This window comes from Allomuricauda sp. ANG21 (assembly GCF_040705235.1).
Lineage (GTDB): Bacteria > Bacteroidota > Bacteroidia > Flavobacteriales > Flavobacteriaceae > Flagellimonas > Flagellimonas marina.
Window position 1 is genome coordinate 17,506 of record NZ_JBFCVT010000001.1, and the last position, 18,150, is coordinate 35,655.

Sequence of the window (18,150 nt, forward strand, 5' to 3'; positions counted from 1 at the left end):
ATACTATTCCTTGTTTCTAGGATGGGCCTTCTGGTGAACTTTCTTTAGTTCGGCAATGCTGTTATGTGTGTATACTTGGGTAGATGCCAAACTCGAATGACCCAATAATTCCTTTACTGAATTTAAATCTGCCCCCCTGTTCAGTAAGTGTGTTGCAAAGGTGTGCCTTAAAATATGTGGGCTCTTTTTTACCTTGGGAGACACTAAACTAAAATACTTATTTATAGTACGATAAACAAGTGTTTCGTAAATTTTAAGACCACTTTGGGTCAACAAAAGAGCGCTTGGGTCCTGCACCTTTTCCAGATTGGAACGCTGCCTCAAATAGGTTTTTATTAAGCTGGCCGTGGCAGGGAGCAATGGTATGATTCGTTCATTGTTGCGTTTGCCCAATACCTTCAGGGTATTTTGGGAAAAATCAATATTGTTCAACCTCAGGTTCACCAATTCTGCCCTACGCATTCCTGTAGCATAGAGCAATTCGATAATGAGCTTATCCCGAGTTCCTTCAAAGTCATCATCAAAAGGAATGGCCTTTAGCATTTCTTCCATTTCATGTTCAGAAAAGGGAACCTCAACCTTTTTATCGGTTTTTAAGGATTTGTGCTTTGTTAAAGGTGAAGCTGAAATATCCCCTACCTTCAAAAGAAATTTATAATAAGCCCGTAGGGAAGATATTTTTCTGTTGATACTCCTATTGGAAACTTCATTGCTGGATAAATGCACTATCCAGTTCCGAACCATGGGATACCCAATATCAATTATGGATGAAACATCATGGTGCTCTTCGCAAAAACTTGAAAACTCCCGAATATCCCGATCGTACGCCTGAATGGTATGCTTGGAGTAATTTTTCTCCAATTGCAGATAGGATATGAACGCTTGTACGGACATATTCCAAAGGTAGCCAAATGACGACTATCAGATATGTCCCAAAACAAAAAATCCCGTTTCCTAAACGAAAACGGGATATAGTATATGGTGTAAAAAGTCAGTTACACTTCCTCTTGATCTCTCAAGCTCTGGATGTACTGTGCTTTTTGAATTTCAGCTCTACGCTGTACAGAAGGCTTGGTAAACTGCTGTCTGCTTCGCAACTGACGCATGGTACCGGTCTTGTCGAACTTACGTTTGAAACGTTTTAAAGCTCTATCTATGTTCTCTCCTTCTTTTACTGGTATTATCAACATGGGCTACAACCTCCTTTCTTTTATATTTTGGTCGGCAAATATACGCTTAAAAGTATTTAGTAAACAAATTACTTTAGAATATTTCTGGAAATCACCAATTTCTGGATTTCGGTAGTACCCTCCCCTATGGTGCAAAGCTTAGCATCACGATAGAATTTCTCTACCGGAAAATCTTTGGTATAGCCATAGCCGCCATGAATCTGAACCGCATCATTGGCTATCTTAACGCACACTTCCGATGCGTACATTTTGCACATGGCACTCAATTTGGTCATGGGCCTTCCCTCATTCTTTAGAAAAGCAGCCTTGTGCAATAAAAGTTCCGATGCTTCAATCTCCGTAGCCATGTCTGCCAATTTAAAGGATATACCTTGAAACTCACTGATAGGCTTCCCGAACTGAACTCGTTCCTTGGAATATTTCAATGCTGCTTCGTATGCTCCTTTTGACACACCAAGTGACAAAGCACCAATAGAAATTCGTCCCCCATCCAAAATCTTCATGGATTGAATGAACCCATCCCCCACTTCACCCAAACGGTTGGCATCAGGGATTTTACAATCTGAAAATATCAGCTCTGCGGTTTCACTGGCCCGCATACCCAATTTATCTTCTTTTTTTCCACTGGTAAACCCTGGCGTGCCTTTTTCAACGGCAAAAGCAGTCATTCCATGACTATCCCCTTTTTCACCCGTTCTGGCTATCACCACAGCAATATCACCACTGATTCCATGTGTTATAAAGTTCTTAGCGCCATTCAAAACCCAATGATCACCGCCTTTTACGGCAGTAGTGTTCATACCCCCGGCATCAGAACCTGTGTTGTGCTCGGTAAGTCCCCAAGCCCCAATCCACTCAGCTGTGGCCAATTTTGGAATCCAACGTTGTTTTTGTTCTTCGTTTCCAAACGATAAAATATGATTGGTGCAAAGTGAGTTGTGCGCCGCAACCGAAAGTCCAATGGCCGGGTCCACTTTTGATATCTCTTCCAAAATGGCAATATATTCATGGTAACCCAAGCCAGAACCTCCCAGTTCTTCGGGAACCAAAACTCCCATAAATCCAAATTCCCCAGCTTTTTTGAAAACCTCAACAGGAAATGTCTGGGATTCATCCCATTCCATAACATGAGGAAATATGTACTGCTGCGCAAACTCCCGCGCAGACTCGGCGACCATCTTTTGAGTCTCCGAATAATCAAAGTTCATTGTGTACAAGGTATCCGTAACCATTCAAGCAATTTTTTATAAGGTCAAATATAACTTAATTCTCTCAATCCTATCGGTTGGAAACGACTTGAGGTTCTTTAATTCGTCCAGTGTTGTGTAAGCACCATTGGTTTCTCTGTAAGCGATAATTTCCTGAGCCAGATTAAAGTCAATATAAATTAAACTTGCCAACTGCTCCACTGTGGCAGAGTTTATATTGATTTTCTCGACTTTTGGCACTTCAACCACTTTAAATTGCCCCAATGTTCTTTTTATGACCTCGGGTTCCAATCCATAGACATCGTACAATTGCTCATTTACCAAAAATCCGCCCAATCTATCCCTAAATTTTATGATTCGGTTGGATAAAGTTTGCCCAATCCCCCTTACGGTCTGAAGTTCCTCTACTGTTGCAGCATTCAAGTCCTTGGTAGCTTTTCGGATTTCCGTTTGGTTTGATTTAAAGATGTTGGGATTGTTATTTTGCCGATTTTGATTTGCCCATTTCGGAAACTTAAAATAAGGAGCAATTGCAGTAAGAAGTGAATCTGATACTTGCGTTACTTCCTGAAACTCTTCTTTTGAGTTGACATACTTGTCGGCTGCTCGATGTGCCAATAACCGGTCTATTTCAATAGTGGACATTCCCAATGTATACCCTTTGTAATCTGTGATGTAATTGGGATTGAACGGAAATGTGCGAAGTGAATCTTTTGGAACAGCGTTTTTAAGGCTGTCCAACCGGGCTTGGGCAATTGTATTGAGCTCCACTTTTGGGCTTCCGTTAAACGGTTGCGCTTTTACGTAAAAATATATCCCTTGAAGCGCAAAAATAATAAGCAATAAAAAGAAAATCCCACTTCGTTCTTGCTTGTTGAACCTGAAGTGGGATTCTCCTTTCATTCGTGTTTTTTTTATTTTTTATCGACCACTACTTTTTTAAAAAGCTGGTTGGCCTTCAATTTTTTGAGATAATTGTTCAAGTCGCCCCGAACCTCTCCAGACATAATGTACAGACCTATTATATTAGGGAATGACATCGCCAAAATCATCATATCGGAAAAATCAAGTACGGCCCCCAAACTTACCGATGCTCCAACCACAACGAATATCAGAAACAGCATCTTGTATAGCATTTCGGAGCGCTTGCTCTTTCCAAACAAATACGTCCACGCCCTCATTCCGTAATACGACCATGAGATCATGGTGGAAAATGCGAAAAGGAACACTGCTACTGCCAACACATAAGGGAACCAAGATATTTGACTTCCAAATGCATCAGAGGTCAGTTGCGCCCCTGCCATACCTTCCACTTCATGCATTCCTGTAAAAATAAGCACCAAAGCTGTTAGGGTACATACTACAACGGTATCAATAAAAGGCTCCAACAAGGCCACAAATCCTTCAGATGGGGGATGGTTTGTTTTTGCGGTACTGTGGGCAATGGCCGCCGAACCAACTCCCGCTTCATTTGAAAATGCCGCACGCTGAAATCCGATGACTAAAACTCCTAAAATACCCCCTTTTAATGCGGAAGGACTAAAAGCCCCGTCAACAATTGCCGAAAATGCAGGTCCTATGTTCTGTATGTTCATAATGATTACGGCCAACGCTGCTAAAATATAAATGGAAGCCATAATGGGCACTACTTTTCCGGTTACCCTTGCAATACTATTTATTCCTCCAATAATAACAACCCCTACAAGAATTGCGGTAACCACCCCAAACCAAAAACCGTTACCCGCCAGCGCTGGAAATTGTCCTGCCAATTGCTCAAAGGATTGATTGGCCTGGAACATGTTTCCCCCACCAAAGGAAGCACCAATGGCAAGTACGGCAAAAAGACCGGCCAACACCTTTCCAAAACCTTTCAGGTTACGTTTTTCAAGTCCGTAGCGGAGATAGTTCATAGGACCTCCAAATACTCTACCGTCTGGTAATATATCACGATATTTTACGCCCAAAGTACACTCAACAAATTTTGAAGACATACCCAATAGACCGCATACAATCATCCAAAATGTTGCTCCTGCCCCACCCAAGGAAACGGCTACGGCTACACCTGCGATATTTCCAAGTCCAACAGTTCCTGAAACAGCTGTTGCCAAAGCTTGAAAGTGGGTTACCTGACCTGGTGCATTTGGATCATCGTATTTTCCTTTTGCCAAATCAAGGGAGTGCTTAAACCCTCTTATGTTGATAAAGCCCATTCTAAGGGTAAAAAACAGCGCACCAAAAACCAACCAAATTACTATGAAAGGAATTCCCTTAACAATGGGGTCACCGTTGGGGTGAATCATAGCTATGGGCTCATCATATTTTATTTCAGCAAAATAATGGGCCCCTTGTTCTATAACATGTTCTGGGTTTTCAGAGTTGAAGATTACTTTTCCTTCATCTGTCCTATGTATCAATTTACCTTTGGCATTAGCCTTGATGGTAATATCTCCTCCTTTGTCACTGGTAATGATAGCAATGTCATCTCCGACAGCCACACTTTGTCCTTCTCCCTTCAACCATTGTTTTACCACAAACCGGTCTTGGGTTTCATTGCTCCAATCAGGAATACCAATAAGTTTGACATCTGCATAGGCCACAGGGTCATAAATACCGATTGCTGCAAAAGGATCCCAAAACAAAACAGCTCCCAATGCACTTACCGCGGGTGTCATTGTTCCATTGAAGACTTCTGTAATGGACTCTGTTTCAACCTCAAACTCTTTAGTAACTGAATTTCCGGCCGCATCAGTGACCACAACGCTGTACGGAATTCCCTCAACCAAACCTTGGGCCCTTTTGGAAGTAAGGGGAGTACTTTGATTGCTCCACTTATAGGAATAGGGCTCTACTCCACCTTCCACGGAAAGCTCAATAGCTCCATCATTGATATTATTGGATACATTATACGTTTTGCCCTCTACAGTCAATTCCTGTGCATAACCCAAAGTCAGTGATACAAAGGCCAAAAAGGAAAGAAAATATTTCATATATCGGTATTAGTTAGTTATGGAAGTCGGCAATATCCAAAAAAAAAATAACGCTATCAAATTTTACAATTTTTTAACTAGCCTATTTGGAACATTTCATTGAGTTTACGTATTTGTTCCGGTCTGCCCAAAACAATGACCTTCCCCTTGGGTTCCAGTTTTAGGTCTGCCTCTGGGTTGATGATGTATGTACCATCGGGATCAATATAACCGATTATGGTACATCCTGTTTTTCTTCGAAGGTCCAAATCACGAATTGAATTACAGTCCATCTGATTGGAAAAATCCTCAATTTCCACCTCTTCCAGATTGGTAGTATGCTCTCCTTCCACAGAAAGCTTGTCCATAAACGTGATCAAATCGGGCATGACCACCAAGGATGCCATATGGTCCCCACCAATCTTATCGGGCATAATCACCTTATTGGCTCCCGCAAATTGGAGTTTTTTCAAGGAAGTAACCTGGGATGCCCTACTTATAATGAATAGGTCTCTGTTCAACTGGCGTGCAGAAAGTACAATAAACAGGTTGGCTGCGTCATCGGGAACGGCCGTGATCAAATATTGGGCACGCTCAATACCAGCCTCCAACAACACATCATCCTCATTGGCATCCCCTTCCACAAACAATACCTCCTCTGCATATCGCTCAATAATTTCTTTATCCTTTTCTATGACGACAAAGGGTTTTTTATAGGCCATTAATTTATCTGCGGCCTGCATGCCATTTCTACCAAAACCACAGACCACCACATGATTTGTTAGGTTATCTATCTCTTTTTTCACTCTCTTCTTTTTTAATGCTTCAATTGAGTTTCTCGCTAAAATGTACTCCGTAACCACAGATATGGCAAAACCAAAGATGAACACACTGGTTACTATTAAAAATACAGTAAATATCTTTGCTTCGGCATCTAAGGGCCTTACTTCGGAAAAACCAACGGTAGTGACCGTGATAATGGTCATATAGAAGGCTTCAATCCATGTGTAATCCGCCAGTAATTTATATCCTATCACCCCAAATGAAAGTACCAACACCATCAAGGAAAGAGCCAGCACTATTTTGGAACGAAAGAGTCTGATCATAATTAAAGGTCAAATACAGAAGTTCGTTTAGTGTAGATCAAATCCTTGATCCGCAACCAAAATGCGATAAAAAGATAAAGGGCGAAGCCAAAGCCGAGGGTAACAAAAGTCAAATAGATGAAAGTGGTACGAACCACCCTGGCGCGTATACCCAAACGTTCTGCAATACGCCTACAGACCTCAAAGCCCCGCTTTTGAAAATAATATAAGGTGTCGTAGAACAAAGCCATGCCTAAAATTATGTATTTCTATTCAATAAATGCGTACCCAAGGCACAGCGCAAACATTTATTTTTAGAACAATATTGGGTATGGAGTTGAATTTTGGCCTGACTTTCCATCGCATTCTTGGTTTTGGACCCCAAATTTTCAAAGCCTTTAATAATCGAGTTCTGCTCTTTCTTTATTTCTGATATCAAGGAAATTAAATCATCGTTCCAGTCTAAACCCACACGTCTTGAATAGCAAAATTTTAAGGGAACAATGGTATTGATGACCAATAAATCCATAAAACTTTTAGAGAGTTTCTTTTTGCTTTTTTTGGATGTTTTTCCGAAGGTAAAATGGTCTTCCCAATAGGAACTTGAAGCGATGTCAAAAATTGAATAGATTTCTTCAAGAGCATCAACTTCCATCAATTGGGCAAAAAGGCTCTGCTTTTTTCCATACAACTGGGCCAGTTGTGAAATCCTGATTGTGGGAAAATTGGGTGGTCGAAGTCCAAAAAACTCAGGCTTGGATAAAGCTGGCAACAGATCGAACTTTCTACTGAGATACCGGTATTCTTTTTGAAGCCTTAAAAAATAATGATCGGTGCAATGGTCCACCTCCAATAGCCCAAAATGACCGAACAACAGGCTTTCCAAATCTTCAAGTGAACCGCTTACCTTTCGGATAATGGAATATTCCAATTGCAAGGCCCTGTCCAAAAAGAAATCACCATTAACCTTAGAGCCAAAATTTTTCGCCAGAAGTGCGAACAGCACCCCCTCCCAATCGTTCTTCGACTTTTTGAGCAACACTTCTATACGTTTGCTCTTTTCTTCCAACCGTTCAATATACAGCCTGTGCAACCAGTGTTCCATCAAAAAAGAATCTATTTGGGCAAAATCTTTTTCACAGTTGATGAACTTGGGTTTGGACTTTTCAAATAAATTTTGGTAGCGCTCCAACAATTCTTTGGAAACATAATCTTTAAGTTCCAGCGTGGGTATCAACGACCCATCCTTACGGAAAACGGAAATATCATCTTCCCAGACCACATGTAGAATTACATTATCATAATTGGAATCGGTCTGATGATGGTGTGCATACCAATCCGATGATTTCAGATGAATTTCCACATTGCCTACCCAGGTTTGAGCATCAATTGCTATTTGGGCATTGAAAAAATCCGGACCTGAATACTGATTTGGGACTCCCGGGGCCTTAATGGTTATGGCTTCGTTGGCAGTTGAGGTAAGTTGTCTTCCATGAAGCTTTTTTTGCCCCCAAATAAAATGGAGCAAGTCTTCCTTCATAGGGCCAATATAGGAAATTGACTACCAATTTCCAGCATAGGTTAGCGAATCTCCCGAACTTTCCTTCAAAAAATTATATTTAATATGGTTGATTTGCCTAATGTGGAGGTAATCGTGCGCCAACCAATTGAATAAAAAGGAGCGAGCAGACATGGTGCCTAACTCGGGATGGTATAACGAATTTTCCCAAGCGAGGTCTGCAGTGGTCTTCAACCAAGCTATGGAGATTTGCCTTTCCTTATCAAATTGTTCTACTTTTTTCTCAAAATCCTGACCATTGTAATCCCGTTTTTTCACCCAACCAACGGGATCAATGGAGGCAAGGGGTGTCTCAGGATGCTGAAGTGTATGGCCCACTCTGGTTCTAAAATCTTCTTTTTCCTCATCCACCAAATGGCAGATAATTTCCAACAAGGACCAGTCTTTTGAATTGGCTTTCCAATGAATAAGGTTTTGGGGCATATCGGTCAAAGTTTCCCTAAAAACCTTTCGGTTTCGTTCCAATTCTGCTATGACCGATTCCAATTCCATGTCTTATTCAGTAATTTCTCCTTCCCAGTTCATAAAGCCACCTTCAAGATTATAGGCATTTTCAATACCGATGCTGTTCATGATGGCGCACGCCTGTCCGCTTCGATTGCCAGAACGGCAATACACATAGTAATTTTTGGACTTATCCAACTTTTCCAGTTCATCAACGAACTCCTGTCCTAAATAGATATCGATGTTGATGGCTCCCGGAATGTATCCTTCCTCAACTTCATCTTCAGTGCGTACGTCCAAAATGACTGCGTTGTCATCGTTTTCCAGTTGCTCGGCCCACTCTTCTTGTGATAAATCTGACATTTTATAACATTTAAGTCTTGCAAAAATAAAAATCCGGGAGATTACCCCGGATTTTTAATCAATTAATTTGTGATATTCTTTATACCTTAATGTTGCATCCAATGGCCCGGGTGGTCTTCACCTCAATTTCTTGCCCTGCCAACATGGCATCAACAGCATCTTCAACAAAAGTGTCCTCAACCTTTGAGGCATCTTGATAATTGTCGTCAATAGCCCCTATATACTTTACAACATTGCCCTCTGCGGTTTTCTCCAACAAATACACATGAGGTGTTCTTGTAGCTCCATATTGTGGAAAGATTTTCTGACCCTCATCCAAAAGATAAGGGAACGTAAATCCTTTTTCCGCTGCGCGTTGTTTCATTTTTTCAAAACTGTCCCCAGCCTGTATATCTGGGTTATTGGGATTGATAGCAATAACAGGCACGCCTTTGGGCTTGTACGTTTTATCCAAGGCAATAATCCTATCTTCATAGGCCACAGCATACGGGCAAGTATTACAGGTGAAAATGACCAAAAAGCCCTTTGCATCTTTATAGTCTGCAAGCGAGACCATTTTCCCATCAATGTTCTTAAGGGAAAAGTCTGTGGCGGTGTCGCCAATTTTGTAACCATCAACCATTGGGTCCGGTGTTAAGGTAAAAGCACCCAAAGAAAGTATCAAAACAAGTAGTCCAAAAATTTTCAGTGTTTTCATTTGGTGTCAGTTTAAAAATTTGTTCAACTCGGTGTTCAATTCTTCGTAGGTAAATCCGCGTTCGTAAAAGCTTCGCTTATTCTTATTATATATTAAGGTAGCAGGTATGCCCCCACTCCATTCTTGGTCCACCTTGGGAATCCAGTCATTTTGCTTGGGATCGTCCAAAATGACCACCTCAGATTTTATCCCCTTATTATCCACAAAAGGTTCCAATCGAGATTTCCACATGCTTGGCATATCCAAACTCACCAAAATAACCTCCACATTATCTTTATGTTCTGTATTTACTTTTTCAAAATAGGGAAGCTCGGCAATGCAAGGCTTGCACCAAGTGGCCCAAAAATTAATGATGTAGGTTTTATTGCCTTCTTTATGCAGCAACGGCTCTAAACCCGCAAAATCATATACAGGGAATTTGACTTCCTCTTCGATTGCAGATTGATTCTGAGCTACCTGAGTTTCATCGGAGAGTTCTTCAGTTGTTTTTTTCTTTTCCTTGTTTCCACAACCAAACACCAAAAAAAGGGCTATCATCCCAAGAGACAGTAAGTTCTTCATTTTCTGAATTTTACTCTTTAAAATTACGCAATGGGAATGGCCCTGTTTTCCTTTTAACAAAACTTTATCTGTTAAAAATTAGGATTCTCGGTCTTAAATAGAATACATTTGTATATACAAATATTGTTTATACATGAATGTCGAGGAAATTATAAAGACTTCAAAGAAGATACCGTTGGAAAGCAGGACCCTGATTCATATTACTTTGGTACACAACATGATTTATGAAATGGCAGGAAATGCGCTAAAACCATTTGAAGTTTCTATGCAACAGTTCAATGTACTTCGCATTCTACGGGGACAAAAAGGGAAACCTGCAAATCTGTCTACATTAAACGAACGGATGGTCACAAAAATGAGTAACACCACCCGATTGGTAGACAAACTTTTGGCGAAGGGATATGTTGACCGCAGTGTATGCCCATCAAACCGACGCAAAGTGGAAATCGTAATCACAGAAAAAGGCTCAGAAGCCTTGGCCAAAATGGACAAGGTAGTTGCCGAAACCGAGAATAATATCGTTAGAAATTTTAGCCTAAAAGAACTAGAAAATCTAAACCAGTTACTGGATAAATTTTAAAAGAAGAATGAACAACGTATTAGAAAATAGAACCTGGCGTTATGCCACCAAGAAATTCGATAGCACTAAAAAGGTGTCAGATGAAGATTTGGAAACCTTGCTGGAGGCCACGCGATTAAGTGCTTCATCCTACGGGTTACAACCTTATCATTTATTGGTGATATCGGACCAAAAAGTAAAAGAACAACTTAAACCCGTATCATGGAATCAGTCGCAAATTACAGATGCTTCACACATCATAGTTTTTGCAAATACCACCAATTTTGGTGAGGAACTGGTCGACGGATTCCTTAAAAACACCAGCAAAATTCGAAATATTCCTACGGAAACACTCAAGGGATATGGCGATTTTATGAAATCGAAATTATTGGGCCTTCCCGTTGAAACCAAGAGAAATTGGGCCGCAAGACAAGTTTACATTGCCTTTGGGAACATGATGCAAGCCGCAGCAGAATTAAAAATAGACTCTTGCCCCATGGAAGGGTTTGAATCAGAAGAATACAATAAAATACTTGGGTTACCAGAAAAAAACCTTACCGCCACGGTAGTGCTGGCCATAGGATATAGATCTGAAGAAGATGCTACGCAACACTTGCCCAAGGTTAGAAAATCAACTGAAGAATTAATTACATATATATAAAGTAATCATTAACCCTAAAAACAGAAATTAACAAATTATGAAAAAGAGAGTTTTAAGTTTGGTATTGACCACCGTAGTAGGTGCATCATCAATCGCTAACACAGCCGAAAAAGAAACCAAGGAAGTAAAGGCCGAAGAAAGTCAAGTAACTTGGAAAGCCTATAAATTTGGCGGTTCACATACTGGAACCGTGACATTGAAATCCGGGGCCTTGGAATTTGACGGGGAAAAATTGATTGGTGGCGAGTTTGTAGTGGACATGTCTTCCATCAACACCACTGATTTGGAAGGCGATTACAAAAACAAACTGGATGGCCACCTCAATTCAGAGGATTTCTTCGCAACGGAGGCCAACCCAACATCAACCTTGGTTTTCACCAAAGTAAAGTCCACCGGCAAAAATAGCTATGAAGTAACCGGAGACCTTACCATTAAAGGGATTACCAAGCCCGTAACTTTTGATGTTTCCGTTTATGGAAACAAAGCCACCGCAACTTTGAAAGTTGACCGAACTAAATACGACATAAAGTATAGTTCTGGTATCATCGGTACGGCCAAAGACAAATTGATTTATGATGAATTTGATTTGGTAGTTGACTTGCAGATGTAATCAGGCTCATGTTAAGTGTTTGGAAATCCCGTTCGAGAAATTCTTGGACGGGATTTCTAATTTTAAAACAAATGTTTGTTTGCTGGTTAAATTTTCCTTTCTATATTTGACACAATGAATAACAGAACAGTAAATACTTGGTGGTGGAACAACTTACTTCGAAAGTCGTGAGCTAAGTCCCCATTATAACCATACAAGAGGCTTGTCATCACGACAAGCCTTTTTTAATTTATAGCATTAAAAATGAGTTATACACTAAATACGTATTACAAAAAAATCCTGGCGGACACCATCACTCCGGTGAGTGTTTATCTAAAGATAAGGGACCAATTTCCCAATAGCATTCTTTTGGAAAGTAGCGACTACCATGCCAACGACAATAGTTTTTCATATATCTGCTGCAATCCCATTGCCTATATTAAAGTTGAGAACGAAACCATTACCCAACGGTTTCCAGATGGTAAAAAGGAAATCACTGAAATTACCCCAGATATTGATGTGACCGAGGTCATCCATAACTTTGGACAGCAATTTTCAGTAAGCCAAAACGGATTCAAATTCATTTACAATGGTCTTTTTGGATATATGGCCTACGATGCGGTTCGTTACTTTGAGGATGTGGAGATTTCAAAAAAAGACAATTCTGTTAGCGTCCCAGATATTTATTACGCAGTGTATCAGAACATCATCGCCATCAACCACTTTAAGAACGAAGCTTATTTATTTGCCCATTGTTACAATTCCGAAAGCAATGTAGGTGAGATTGAGCAGTTGTTCAACGTTCGTAATTTTGCTTCCTACAATTTTTCAAGGGAAGGCAAACCGCAATCCAATTTAAAGGATGAGGATTACAAAGAGCATGTGGAACTGGCCAAAAAACATTGCAAAAGAGGTGATGTTTTTCAATTGGTATTATCCCGAAGATTCACCCAAAAATTCAAAGGGGACGAATTCAATGTGTACCGTGCGCTACGCTCCATCAACCCCTCCCCTTACCTCTTCTATTTCGATTATGGCAACTTTAAAATATTTGGTAGCTCACCCGAAGCCCAACTCATTGTAAAAGAAGGCAAGGCTGAAATCCACCCCATTGCTGGCACCTACAAACGTACCGGAAATGACGAAAAAGATGCGGAATTGGCCAAAAAATTGGCTCAAGATGATAAGGAGAACAGTGAGCATGTGATGTTGGTGGACCTGGCCCGAAATGACCTCAGCCGCAATGGAAATACCGTCAATGTGGAAACCTATCGAGAAGTGCAATATTTCTCACACGTAATCCATTTGGTCTCCAAAGTCACCGGACAAAAGAAAAAGGACATCACCACCATGAAGGTCGTGGCGGACACGTTCCCAGCGGGAACTTTGAGCGGCGCTCCAAAGCACATGGCCATGCAACTCATTGAAAAGTATGAAAAAACAAGTCGTTCCTATTACGGTGGAGCCATTGGGTTTATGGATTTTGAGGGCAACTTTAACCACGCCATTATGATCCGCACCTTTTTGAGCAAAAACCATGAACTATATTACCAAGCCGGTGCCGGATTGGTGGCCGCCTCCAATCCCGAAGACGAACTACAGGAAACCTATAACAAACTCGGCGCATTGAACAAAGCCTTGGAAATTGCTGAAACAATCTAACGATGGGAAGAAAGATTTTAATGATAGACAATTACGATAGTTTCACCTACAACTTGGTGCACTATCTGGAGGATTTGGATTGCGAGGTAACCGTAAAAAGGAACGACCAACTTACACTGAACGAAGTAGAACCGTTCGAAAATATTGTACTTTCTCCAGGGCCTGGAATTCCCGATGAAGCCGGGTTGCTCAAGGAGATAATCAAAACCTATGCACCCACCAAGCGTATTTTTGGGGTGTGTTTGGGATTGCAGGCCATCGGTGAGGTATTTGGCGGAACTTTGGTAAACCTAGACCAAGTGTACCACGGAGTGGATACCGAAATTACGGTAACCAAGGACGACCCTATTTTCAAAGGATTGTCCAAAACGCTTCAAGTGGGACGATACCATTCTTGGGTGGTAGATACTGATGTGCCGGACGAATTGGAAGTCACTTCGGTGGATGAAAACGGACAAATTATGTCGTTTCGACATAAAAAATATGATGTGACCGCGGTTCAATTTCACCCAGAATCAGTACTCACCCCAGAAGGAAAACAAATGTTGAAGAATTGGTTGGATAGCAAATAGATTTGAGATATGAGATTTTAGAAGTGAGAAGTTTTTCAATACTCACTACTAACATCTAAATACTATTAAAATGAAAGAGACCTTAAACAAACTAATAAATCACGAGATATTGCCCAAGGAAGAGGCCAAACAAATCTTGGTGAACATCGCCAAAGGCGAATACAATCCCTCACAAATTGCGGCTTTCCTTACAGTCTACATGATGCGAAGCATCACCATTGAAGAGTTGGAAGGTTTCCGGGATGCACTCTTGGAACTCTGTGTTGCTGTGGATTTATCGGAGTACGACCCCATCGACCTATGTGGAACAGGCGGTGATGGTAAGGACACCTTCAACATTTCCACCTTAGCGTCTTTTGTAACGGCCGGGGCTGGTGTGAAAGTCACCAAGCACGGAAATTATGGGGTTTCCTCCAAATGTGGAAGTAGCAATGTGATGGAATTTTTGGGCATCAAATTCAGTAATGAAGCTGATTTTCTAAAAAAATCCATTGATGAAGCCGGAATTTGTGTGCTGCATGCCCCTTTGTTCCACCCTGCCATGAAGAATGTGGGCCCCATTCGAAGAGAACTGGCTGTAAAGACCTTTTTCAATATGTTGGGGCCCATGGTAAACCCCGCATTTCCAAAAAACCAGATGGTAGGGGTGTTCAATTTGGAATTGGCCCGAATGTACGGCTACCTCTATCAAAACACCGATAAGAAATTCACGGTGTTACATGCGTTGGATGGGTATGATGAGATTTCGCTAACGGGTGACACCAAGACCATTTCCAACAATTCAGAAAGCATGTTGGCCCCGTCGGATTTTGGTGTGGATAAGATTTCACAAGATGAAATTACAGGCGGTGAGGACATTGCCGAATCAGCCCAAATATTCTTGAATGTATTGCATGGAAAAGGCACCGAAGCCCAAAACAATGTGGTCTGCGCCAATGCAGGGATTGCCATTGCAACAGTAGAAGGCCTGACCCCAAAAGCAGGTTTTGAAAAAGCCAAGGAGTCTTTGTTGAGCGGAAAAGGATTGAAGGCGTTGAAAACATTGCAGGAATTGAGTGAAAACTAGCTGTCATGTCGAACGAATGTGAGACATCTCTACAAAAAAGATTTCTCAATCGCTAAGCTCATGTCGAAATGACAAATAACAACTTATGAATATTTTAGACAAAATAGTAGCCGATAAGCGCAAAGAGGTCGATTTGAAAAAATCACTGATTACTGTGGCCCAATTGGAACAATCCGTATTGATGGAGCACACCTCTATTTCGTTAGCGTCGGAATTAAAAAACAGCTCAACAGGAATCATTGCAGAGCACAAACGTCGCTCCCCCTCCAAATCGGTTATCAATCAAAGTTTGAATGTGCAGGATGTTGCCAAAGGTTATGCGGGAGCAGGTGTCTGCGGCATGTCCGTCCTTACCGATGGAAAATACTTTGGAGGCTCCTTGGACGATTTGGTATTGGCACGGGCTTCAGTGAATATTCCGTTGCTGCGCAAAGAATTTATCATCGATGAATACCAAATTGTGGAGGCGAGAGCCTATGGTGCCGATGTAATTTTGTTAATCGCCGCCATTTTATCTCGAGAAGAAATCAAAACCCTTTCAGAAACTGCCAAGAGTTTGGGATTGGATGTCCTTTTGGAAGTCCATAATGAAGAGGAATTGCAAAAATCCATCATGCCCAGTTTGGATATGCTCGGTGTGAACAATCGCAACTTAAAAACCTTTGAGGTGAGCTTGGAAACCAGCAAATCCCTTTCAGAGCAGATTCCAGATGATTTTGTAAAGGTTTCTGAGAGTGGCATTAGTTCCATCGAGGCGATACAAGAACTCAAACCCTACGGGTATCAAGGTTTTTTGATTGGCGAGAATTTTATGAAGACGGATGATCCTGGAAAGAATGCGAAAGAATTTATTAATGAATTAAAAAAATAATGTCATTTCGAAATGAGTCCCGATGAAAAACGGGACGATTGAGAAATCTAACTGGAGATTCCTTACTTTGATTTCGACTGCCTGCCCGTCCGGCAGGCGGGCGCTCAATCTGACAGTTCGGAATGACAAAAAGAGAAATATGAAACTGAAGATCTGCGGTATGCACCATAATCCCACCGAGGTTGCGCAATTGCAACCCGATTATTTGGGCTTTATTTTTTGGGCACCTTCCTCCCGTTATTTTGAGGGAGCCATACCCCAATTGCCTAAATCCATTAAAATAGTGGGCGTTTTTGTGGATGCTGCCGTAGAAGAGGTGTTGGAAAAAGTGAATCAATATGGGTTGGATGCAGTGCAACTGCACGGTAAGGAAAGTCCTGAATATTGCCTTGAATTAAAGGAAAACTTTCTGTCATTTCGAGCGCAGTCGAGAAAAAAGAAAGTTGTTCCCCTTGATGGGGTCTCGACTGCGCTCGACCTGACAAATTTGGAAATCATCAAAGTATTTTCCGTAAAGGACGATTTTGATTTTTCCGTTTTAAAGGACTATGAAAATGTGTGCGATTTCTTCCTTTTTGACACCAAAGGAAAGCTCCCTGGAGGGAATGGCTACACCTTTGATTGGGGCATTTTGGAAAACTATCCATCCAACAAACCCTTCTTTTTAAGTGGCGGTATTGGACCGGAATCCCTTGAAAAACTGAAAGAATTTAGGAACAGTCCAGCATCAAAATACTGTTATGCCATTGATGTGAACAGTAGGTTTGAAACCGAACCTGGACGAAAAGATATCACAGTATTGAAAGTGTTTCAAGAATCACTTTCTAAATTTTAACCAAATAATCAATTGCCAAAAAAGCGTAATTGAGAATTGTAAATTGTAAATTGATATGAGCTATCACGCAGATGAAAAAGGCTATTATGGTGAGTTTGGCGGCGCATTTATCCCAGAAATGCTTTACCCCAACTGTGAGGAGCTTAGGCAAAACTACCTCCGAATCATGGCGGAACCTTCTTTTCAAGAAGAGTTTCATCAATTGTTGAAGGATTATGTAGGCCGACCTACCCCACTCTATTTTGCCCAACGGCTTTCTGAAAAATACAACACGAAAATCTACCTGAAACGGGAAGATCTGTGCCATACCGGAGCCCACAAGGTCAATAATACTATCGGACAGATTTTGATGGCGAAAAAGCTGGGGAAACACCGAATTATAGCTGAGACGGGGGCAGGTCAACATGGAGTGGCCACCGCAACCGTTTGTGCCCTCATGGGCATTGAATGTGTGGTCTACATGGGTGAAATTGACATCGCCCGCCAAGCGCCCAATGTAGCCCGGATGAAAATGTTGGGTGCCGAAGTACGGCCTGCTAAATCTGGAAGTAGAACTTTGAAAGATGCCACCAACGAGGCCATTCGGGATTGGATCAATAATCCTGTGGACACCCATTATATTATTGGTTCCGTGGTTGGACCGCACCCGTATCCCGATATGGTAGCGCGATTTCAATCGGTGATTTCAGAAGAAATCAAGTCCCAACTTCTTGAAAAAGAAGGTCGGGAAAACCCAGATTATGTAGTAGCCTGTGTTGGAGGAGGAAGTAATGCCGCGGGAGCTTACTATCACTTTTTGGATACTCCCGAAGTGGGAATTATTGCTGTTGAAGCGGCAGGAAAAGGAATTCATACGGGAGAAAGTGCTGCCACTTCAGTTTTGGGTAAAGTGGGAATTATCCACGGCAGCAAAACCTTGCTCATGCAGACTCAAGATGGACAGATTACGGAGCCGTATTCCATTTCCGCTGGGTTGGATTATCCAGGGGTTGGCCCACTGCACGCCCATTTGTACAAATCGGGAAGAGGAGAATTCATTTCAATTACCGATGATGATGCTATGACTGCTGGGCTAGGCCTGTGTCAATTGGAGGGAATTATACCCGCTATTGAATCATCGCATGCCTTAGCCTTTTTTGAGGACCGAAAGTTCAAAAAAGATGACGTGGTTGTAGTGAACCTATCCGGTCGGGGCGATAAGGATTTACAGAATTATATTGATTATTTCAGACTATAGATGAT

At 41.4% G+C, this 18,150-nt stretch carries 21 protein-coding genes; 9 read left to right on the forward strand and 12 right to left on the reverse strand.

The genetic code is table 11. The features are described from left to right. Positions 1-3: 3 nt before the first annotated feature. The 12 genes from AB1A65_RS00100 to AB1A65_RS00155 form a co-directional block, all read right to left on the reverse strand. Positions 4-894, reverse strand: a complete 891-nt coding sequence (locus AB1A65_RS00100; RefSeq protein ID WP_366584381.1) for a tyrosine-type recombinase/integrase — start codon at positions 892-894, stop codon at positions 4-6. A gap of 101 nt (positions 895-995) precedes the next feature. Further along, a complete protein-coding gene (rpsU, locus tag AB1A65_RS00105) occupies positions 996-1,190 on the reverse strand; it encodes a 30S ribosomal protein S21 (protein WP_366584383.1) in 195 nt (64 codons plus the stop codon). A 68-nt stretch (positions 1,191-1,258) separates the two neighbouring features. Beyond that, positions 1,259-2,398 (reverse strand): acyl-CoA dehydrogenase family protein, encoded by a 1,140-nt coding sequence (locus AB1A65_RS00110; protein ID WP_366585225.1) that lies wholly within the window; start codon positions 2,396-2,398, stop codon positions 1,259-1,261. Between the two features lie 36 nt (positions 2,399-2,434). Next, positions 2,435-3,301, reverse strand: coding sequence for a helix-hairpin-helix domain-containing protein (locus tag AB1A65_RS00115; protein WP_366584385.1), 867 nt, complete (start codon positions 3,299-3,301; stop codon positions 2,435-2,437). A gap of 11 nt (positions 3,302-3,312) precedes the next feature. Continuing rightward, on the reverse strand, positions 3,313-5,385 hold the full coding sequence (locus AB1A65_RS00120; protein ID WP_366584387.1) for an amino acid carrier protein: 2,073 nt from the start codon (positions 5,383-5,385) through the stop codon (positions 3,313-3,315). A 77-nt stretch (positions 5,386-5,462) separates the two neighbouring features. Next, positions 5,463-6,470: an NAD-binding protein gene (locus AB1A65_RS00125; protein ID WP_366584389.1), complete on the reverse strand. Its 1,008-nt coding sequence runs from the start codon at positions 6,468-6,470 to the stop codon at positions 5,463-5,465. A gap of 2 nt (positions 6,471-6,472) precedes the next feature. Beyond that, positions 6,473-6,700, reverse strand: coding sequence for a PspC domain-containing protein (locus AB1A65_RS00130; RefSeq protein ID WP_036383119.1), 228 nt, complete (start codon positions 6,698-6,700; stop codon positions 6,473-6,475). A gap of 8 nt (positions 6,701-6,708) precedes the next feature. After that, positions 6,709-7,989 carry a DUF2851 family protein gene (locus AB1A65_RS00135; RefSeq protein ID WP_366584391.1) on the reverse strand — a complete coding sequence of 427 codons (1,281 nt, stop codon included), beginning with the start codon at positions 7,987-7,989 and terminating at the stop codon, positions 6,709-6,711. Between the two features lie 21 nt (positions 7,990-8,010). Further along, positions 8,011-8,520 (reverse strand): DinB family protein, encoded by a 510-nt coding sequence (locus AB1A65_RS00140; protein ID WP_366584393.1) that lies wholly within the window; start codon positions 8,518-8,520, stop codon positions 8,011-8,013. 3 nt (positions 8,521-8,523) lie between these two features. Continuing rightward, positions 8,524-8,835, reverse strand: coding sequence for a rhodanese-like domain-containing protein (locus AB1A65_RS00145; RefSeq protein ID WP_366584395.1), 312 nt, complete (start codon positions 8,833-8,835; stop codon positions 8,524-8,526). A gap of 79 nt (positions 8,836-8,914) precedes the next feature. After that, positions 8,915-9,532, reverse strand: coding sequence for a thioredoxin family protein (locus AB1A65_RS00150; RefSeq protein ID WP_366584397.1), 618 nt, complete (start codon positions 9,530-9,532; stop codon positions 8,915-8,917). Between the two features lie 6 nt (positions 9,533-9,538). Beyond that, a complete protein-coding gene (locus AB1A65_RS00155) occupies positions 9,539-10,093 on the reverse strand; it encodes a TlpA disulfide reductase family protein (protein WP_366584399.1) in 555 nt (184 codons plus the stop codon). A 133-nt stretch (positions 10,094-10,226) separates the two neighbouring features. On the opposite strand from AB1A65_RS00155, the gene AB1A65_RS00160 reads away from it, so the two are divergent. The 9 genes from AB1A65_RS00160 to trpB all read left to right on the forward strand — a co-directional run bounded on the left by AB1A65_RS00160 (position 10,227) and on the right by trpB (position 18,145). Beyond that, a complete protein-coding gene (locus tag AB1A65_RS00160; RefSeq protein ID WP_366584401.1) occupies positions 10,227-10,673 on the forward strand; it encodes a MarR family transcriptional regulator in 447 nt (148 codons plus the stop codon). 7 nt (positions 10,674-10,680) lie between these two features. After that, positions 10,681-11,313 carry an NAD(P)H-dependent oxidoreductase gene (locus tag AB1A65_RS00165; protein ID WP_366584403.1) on the forward strand — a complete coding sequence of 211 codons (633 nt, stop codon included), beginning with the start codon at positions 10,681-10,683 and terminating at the stop codon, positions 11,311-11,313. A 37-nt stretch (positions 11,314-11,350) separates the two neighbouring features. After that, complete coding sequence (locus tag AB1A65_RS00170; RefSeq protein ID WP_366584405.1) at positions 11,351-11,923, forward strand: YceI family protein; 573 nt, start codon at positions 11,351-11,353, stop codon at positions 11,921-11,923. A gap of 243 nt (positions 11,924-12,166) precedes the next feature. Then, entirely contained in the window at positions 12,167-13,564 is a 1,398-nt protein-coding gene (locus AB1A65_RS00175) for an anthranilate synthase component I family protein (RefSeq protein WP_366584407.1), read from the forward strand. A 2-nt stretch (positions 13,565-13,566) separates the two neighbouring features. After that, complete coding sequence (locus AB1A65_RS00180; RefSeq protein WP_366584409.1) at positions 13,567-14,136, forward strand: aminodeoxychorismate/anthranilate synthase component II; 570 nt, start codon at positions 13,567-13,569, stop codon at positions 14,134-14,136. Positions 14,137-14,206: 70 nt separating this feature from the next. After that, positions 14,207-15,202: an anthranilate phosphoribosyltransferase gene (gene trpD / locus AB1A65_RS00185; RefSeq protein WP_366584411.1), complete on the forward strand. Its 996-nt coding sequence runs from the start codon at positions 14,207-14,209 to the stop codon at positions 15,200-15,202. A gap of 85 nt (positions 15,203-15,287) precedes the next feature. Then, positions 15,288-16,073 (forward strand): indole-3-glycerol phosphate synthase TrpC, encoded by a 786-nt coding sequence (gene trpC, locus AB1A65_RS00190; protein ID WP_366584413.1) that lies wholly within the window; start codon positions 15,288-15,290, stop codon positions 16,071-16,073. A gap of 139 nt (positions 16,074-16,212) precedes the next feature. Then, positions 16,213-16,908, forward strand: a complete 696-nt coding sequence (locus AB1A65_RS00195; protein ID WP_366584415.1) for a phosphoribosylanthranilate isomerase — start codon at positions 16,213-16,215, stop codon at positions 16,906-16,908. Positions 16,909-16,963: 55 nt separating this feature from the next. Beyond that, a complete protein-coding gene (gene trpB, locus AB1A65_RS00200) occupies positions 16,964-18,145 on the forward strand; it encodes a tryptophan synthase subunit beta (RefSeq protein ID WP_366584417.1) in 1,182 nt (393 codons plus the stop codon). Positions 18,146-18,150 lie beyond the last annotated feature (5 nt).

What these genes read in the sequence shown, in the direction of transcription:
- AB1A65_RS00100 (WP_366584381.1), bottom strand. Translation starts at nt 894, where the DNA reads ATGTCCGTACAAGCGTTCATATCCTATCTGCAATTGGAGAAAAATTAC.
- rpsU (WP_366584383.1), bottom strand. Translation starts at nt 1,190, where the DNA reads ATGTTGATAATACCAGTAAAAGAAGGAGAGAACATAGATAGAGCTTTA.
- AB1A65_RS00110 (WP_366585225.1), bottom strand. Translation starts at nt 2,398, where the DNA reads ATGAACTTTGATTATTCGGAGACTCAAAAGATGGTCGCCGAGTCTGCG.
- AB1A65_RS00115 (WP_366584385.1), bottom strand. Translation starts at nt 3,301, where the DNA reads ATGAAAGGAGAATCCCACTTCAGGTTCAACAAGCAAGAACGAAGTGGG.
- AB1A65_RS00120 (WP_366584387.1), bottom strand. Translation starts at nt 5,385, where the DNA reads ATGAAATATTTTCTTTCCTTTTTGGCCTTTGTATCACTGACTTTGGGT.
- AB1A65_RS00125 (WP_366584389.1), bottom strand. Translation starts at nt 6,470, where the DNA reads ATGATCAGACTCTTTCGTTCCAAAATAGTGCTGGCTCTTTCCTTGATG.
- AB1A65_RS00130 (WP_036383119.1), bottom strand. Translation starts at nt 6,700, where the DNA reads ATGGCTTTGTTCTACGACACCTTATATTATTTTCAAAAGCGGGGCTTT.
- AB1A65_RS00135 (WP_366584391.1), bottom strand. Translation starts at nt 7,989, where the DNA reads ATGAAGGAAGACTTGCTCCATTTTATTTGGGGGCAAAAAAAGCTTCAT.
- AB1A65_RS00140 (WP_366584393.1), bottom strand. Translation starts at nt 8,520, where the DNA reads ATGGAATTGGAATCGGTCATAGCAGAATTGGAACGAAACCGAAAGGTT.
- AB1A65_RS00145 (WP_366584395.1), bottom strand. Translation starts at nt 8,835, where the DNA reads ATGTCAGATTTATCACAAGAAGAGTGGGCCGAGCAACTGGAAAACGAT.
- AB1A65_RS00150 (WP_366584397.1), bottom strand. Translation starts at nt 9,532, where the DNA reads ATGAAAACACTGAAAATTTTTGGACTACTTGTTTTGATACTTTCTTTG.
- AB1A65_RS00155 (WP_366584399.1), bottom strand. Translation starts at nt 10,093, where the DNA reads ATGAAGAACTTACTGTCTCTTGGGATGATAGCCCTTTTTTTGGTGTTT.
- AB1A65_RS00160 (WP_366584401.1), top strand. Translation starts at nt 10,227, where the DNA reads ATGAATGTCGAGGAAATTATAAAGACTTCAAAGAAGATACCGTTGGAA.
- AB1A65_RS00165 (WP_366584403.1), top strand. Translation starts at nt 10,681, where the DNA reads ATGAACAACGTATTAGAAAATAGAACCTGGCGTTATGCCACCAAGAAA.
- AB1A65_RS00170 (WP_366584405.1), top strand. Translation starts at nt 11,351, where the DNA reads ATGAAAAAGAGAGTTTTAAGTTTGGTATTGACCACCGTAGTAGGTGCA.
- AB1A65_RS00175 (WP_366584407.1), top strand. Translation starts at nt 12,167, where the DNA reads ATGAGTTATACACTAAATACGTATTACAAAAAAATCCTGGCGGACACC.
- AB1A65_RS00180 (WP_366584409.1), top strand. Translation starts at nt 13,567, where the DNA reads ATGGGAAGAAAGATTTTAATGATAGACAATTACGATAGTTTCACCTAC.
- trpD (WP_366584411.1), top strand. Translation starts at nt 14,207, where the DNA reads ATGAAAGAGACCTTAAACAAACTAATAAATCACGAGATATTGCCCAAG.
- trpC (WP_366584413.1), top strand. Translation starts at nt 15,288, where the DNA reads ATGAATATTTTAGACAAAATAGTAGCCGATAAGCGCAAAGAGGTCGAT.
- AB1A65_RS00195 (WP_366584415.1), top strand. Translation starts at nt 16,213, where the DNA reads ATGAAACTGAAGATCTGCGGTATGCACCATAATCCCACCGAGGTTGCG.
- trpB (WP_366584417.1), top strand. Translation starts at nt 16,964, where the DNA reads ATGAGCTATCACGCAGATGAAAAAGGCTATTATGGTGAGTTTGGCGGC.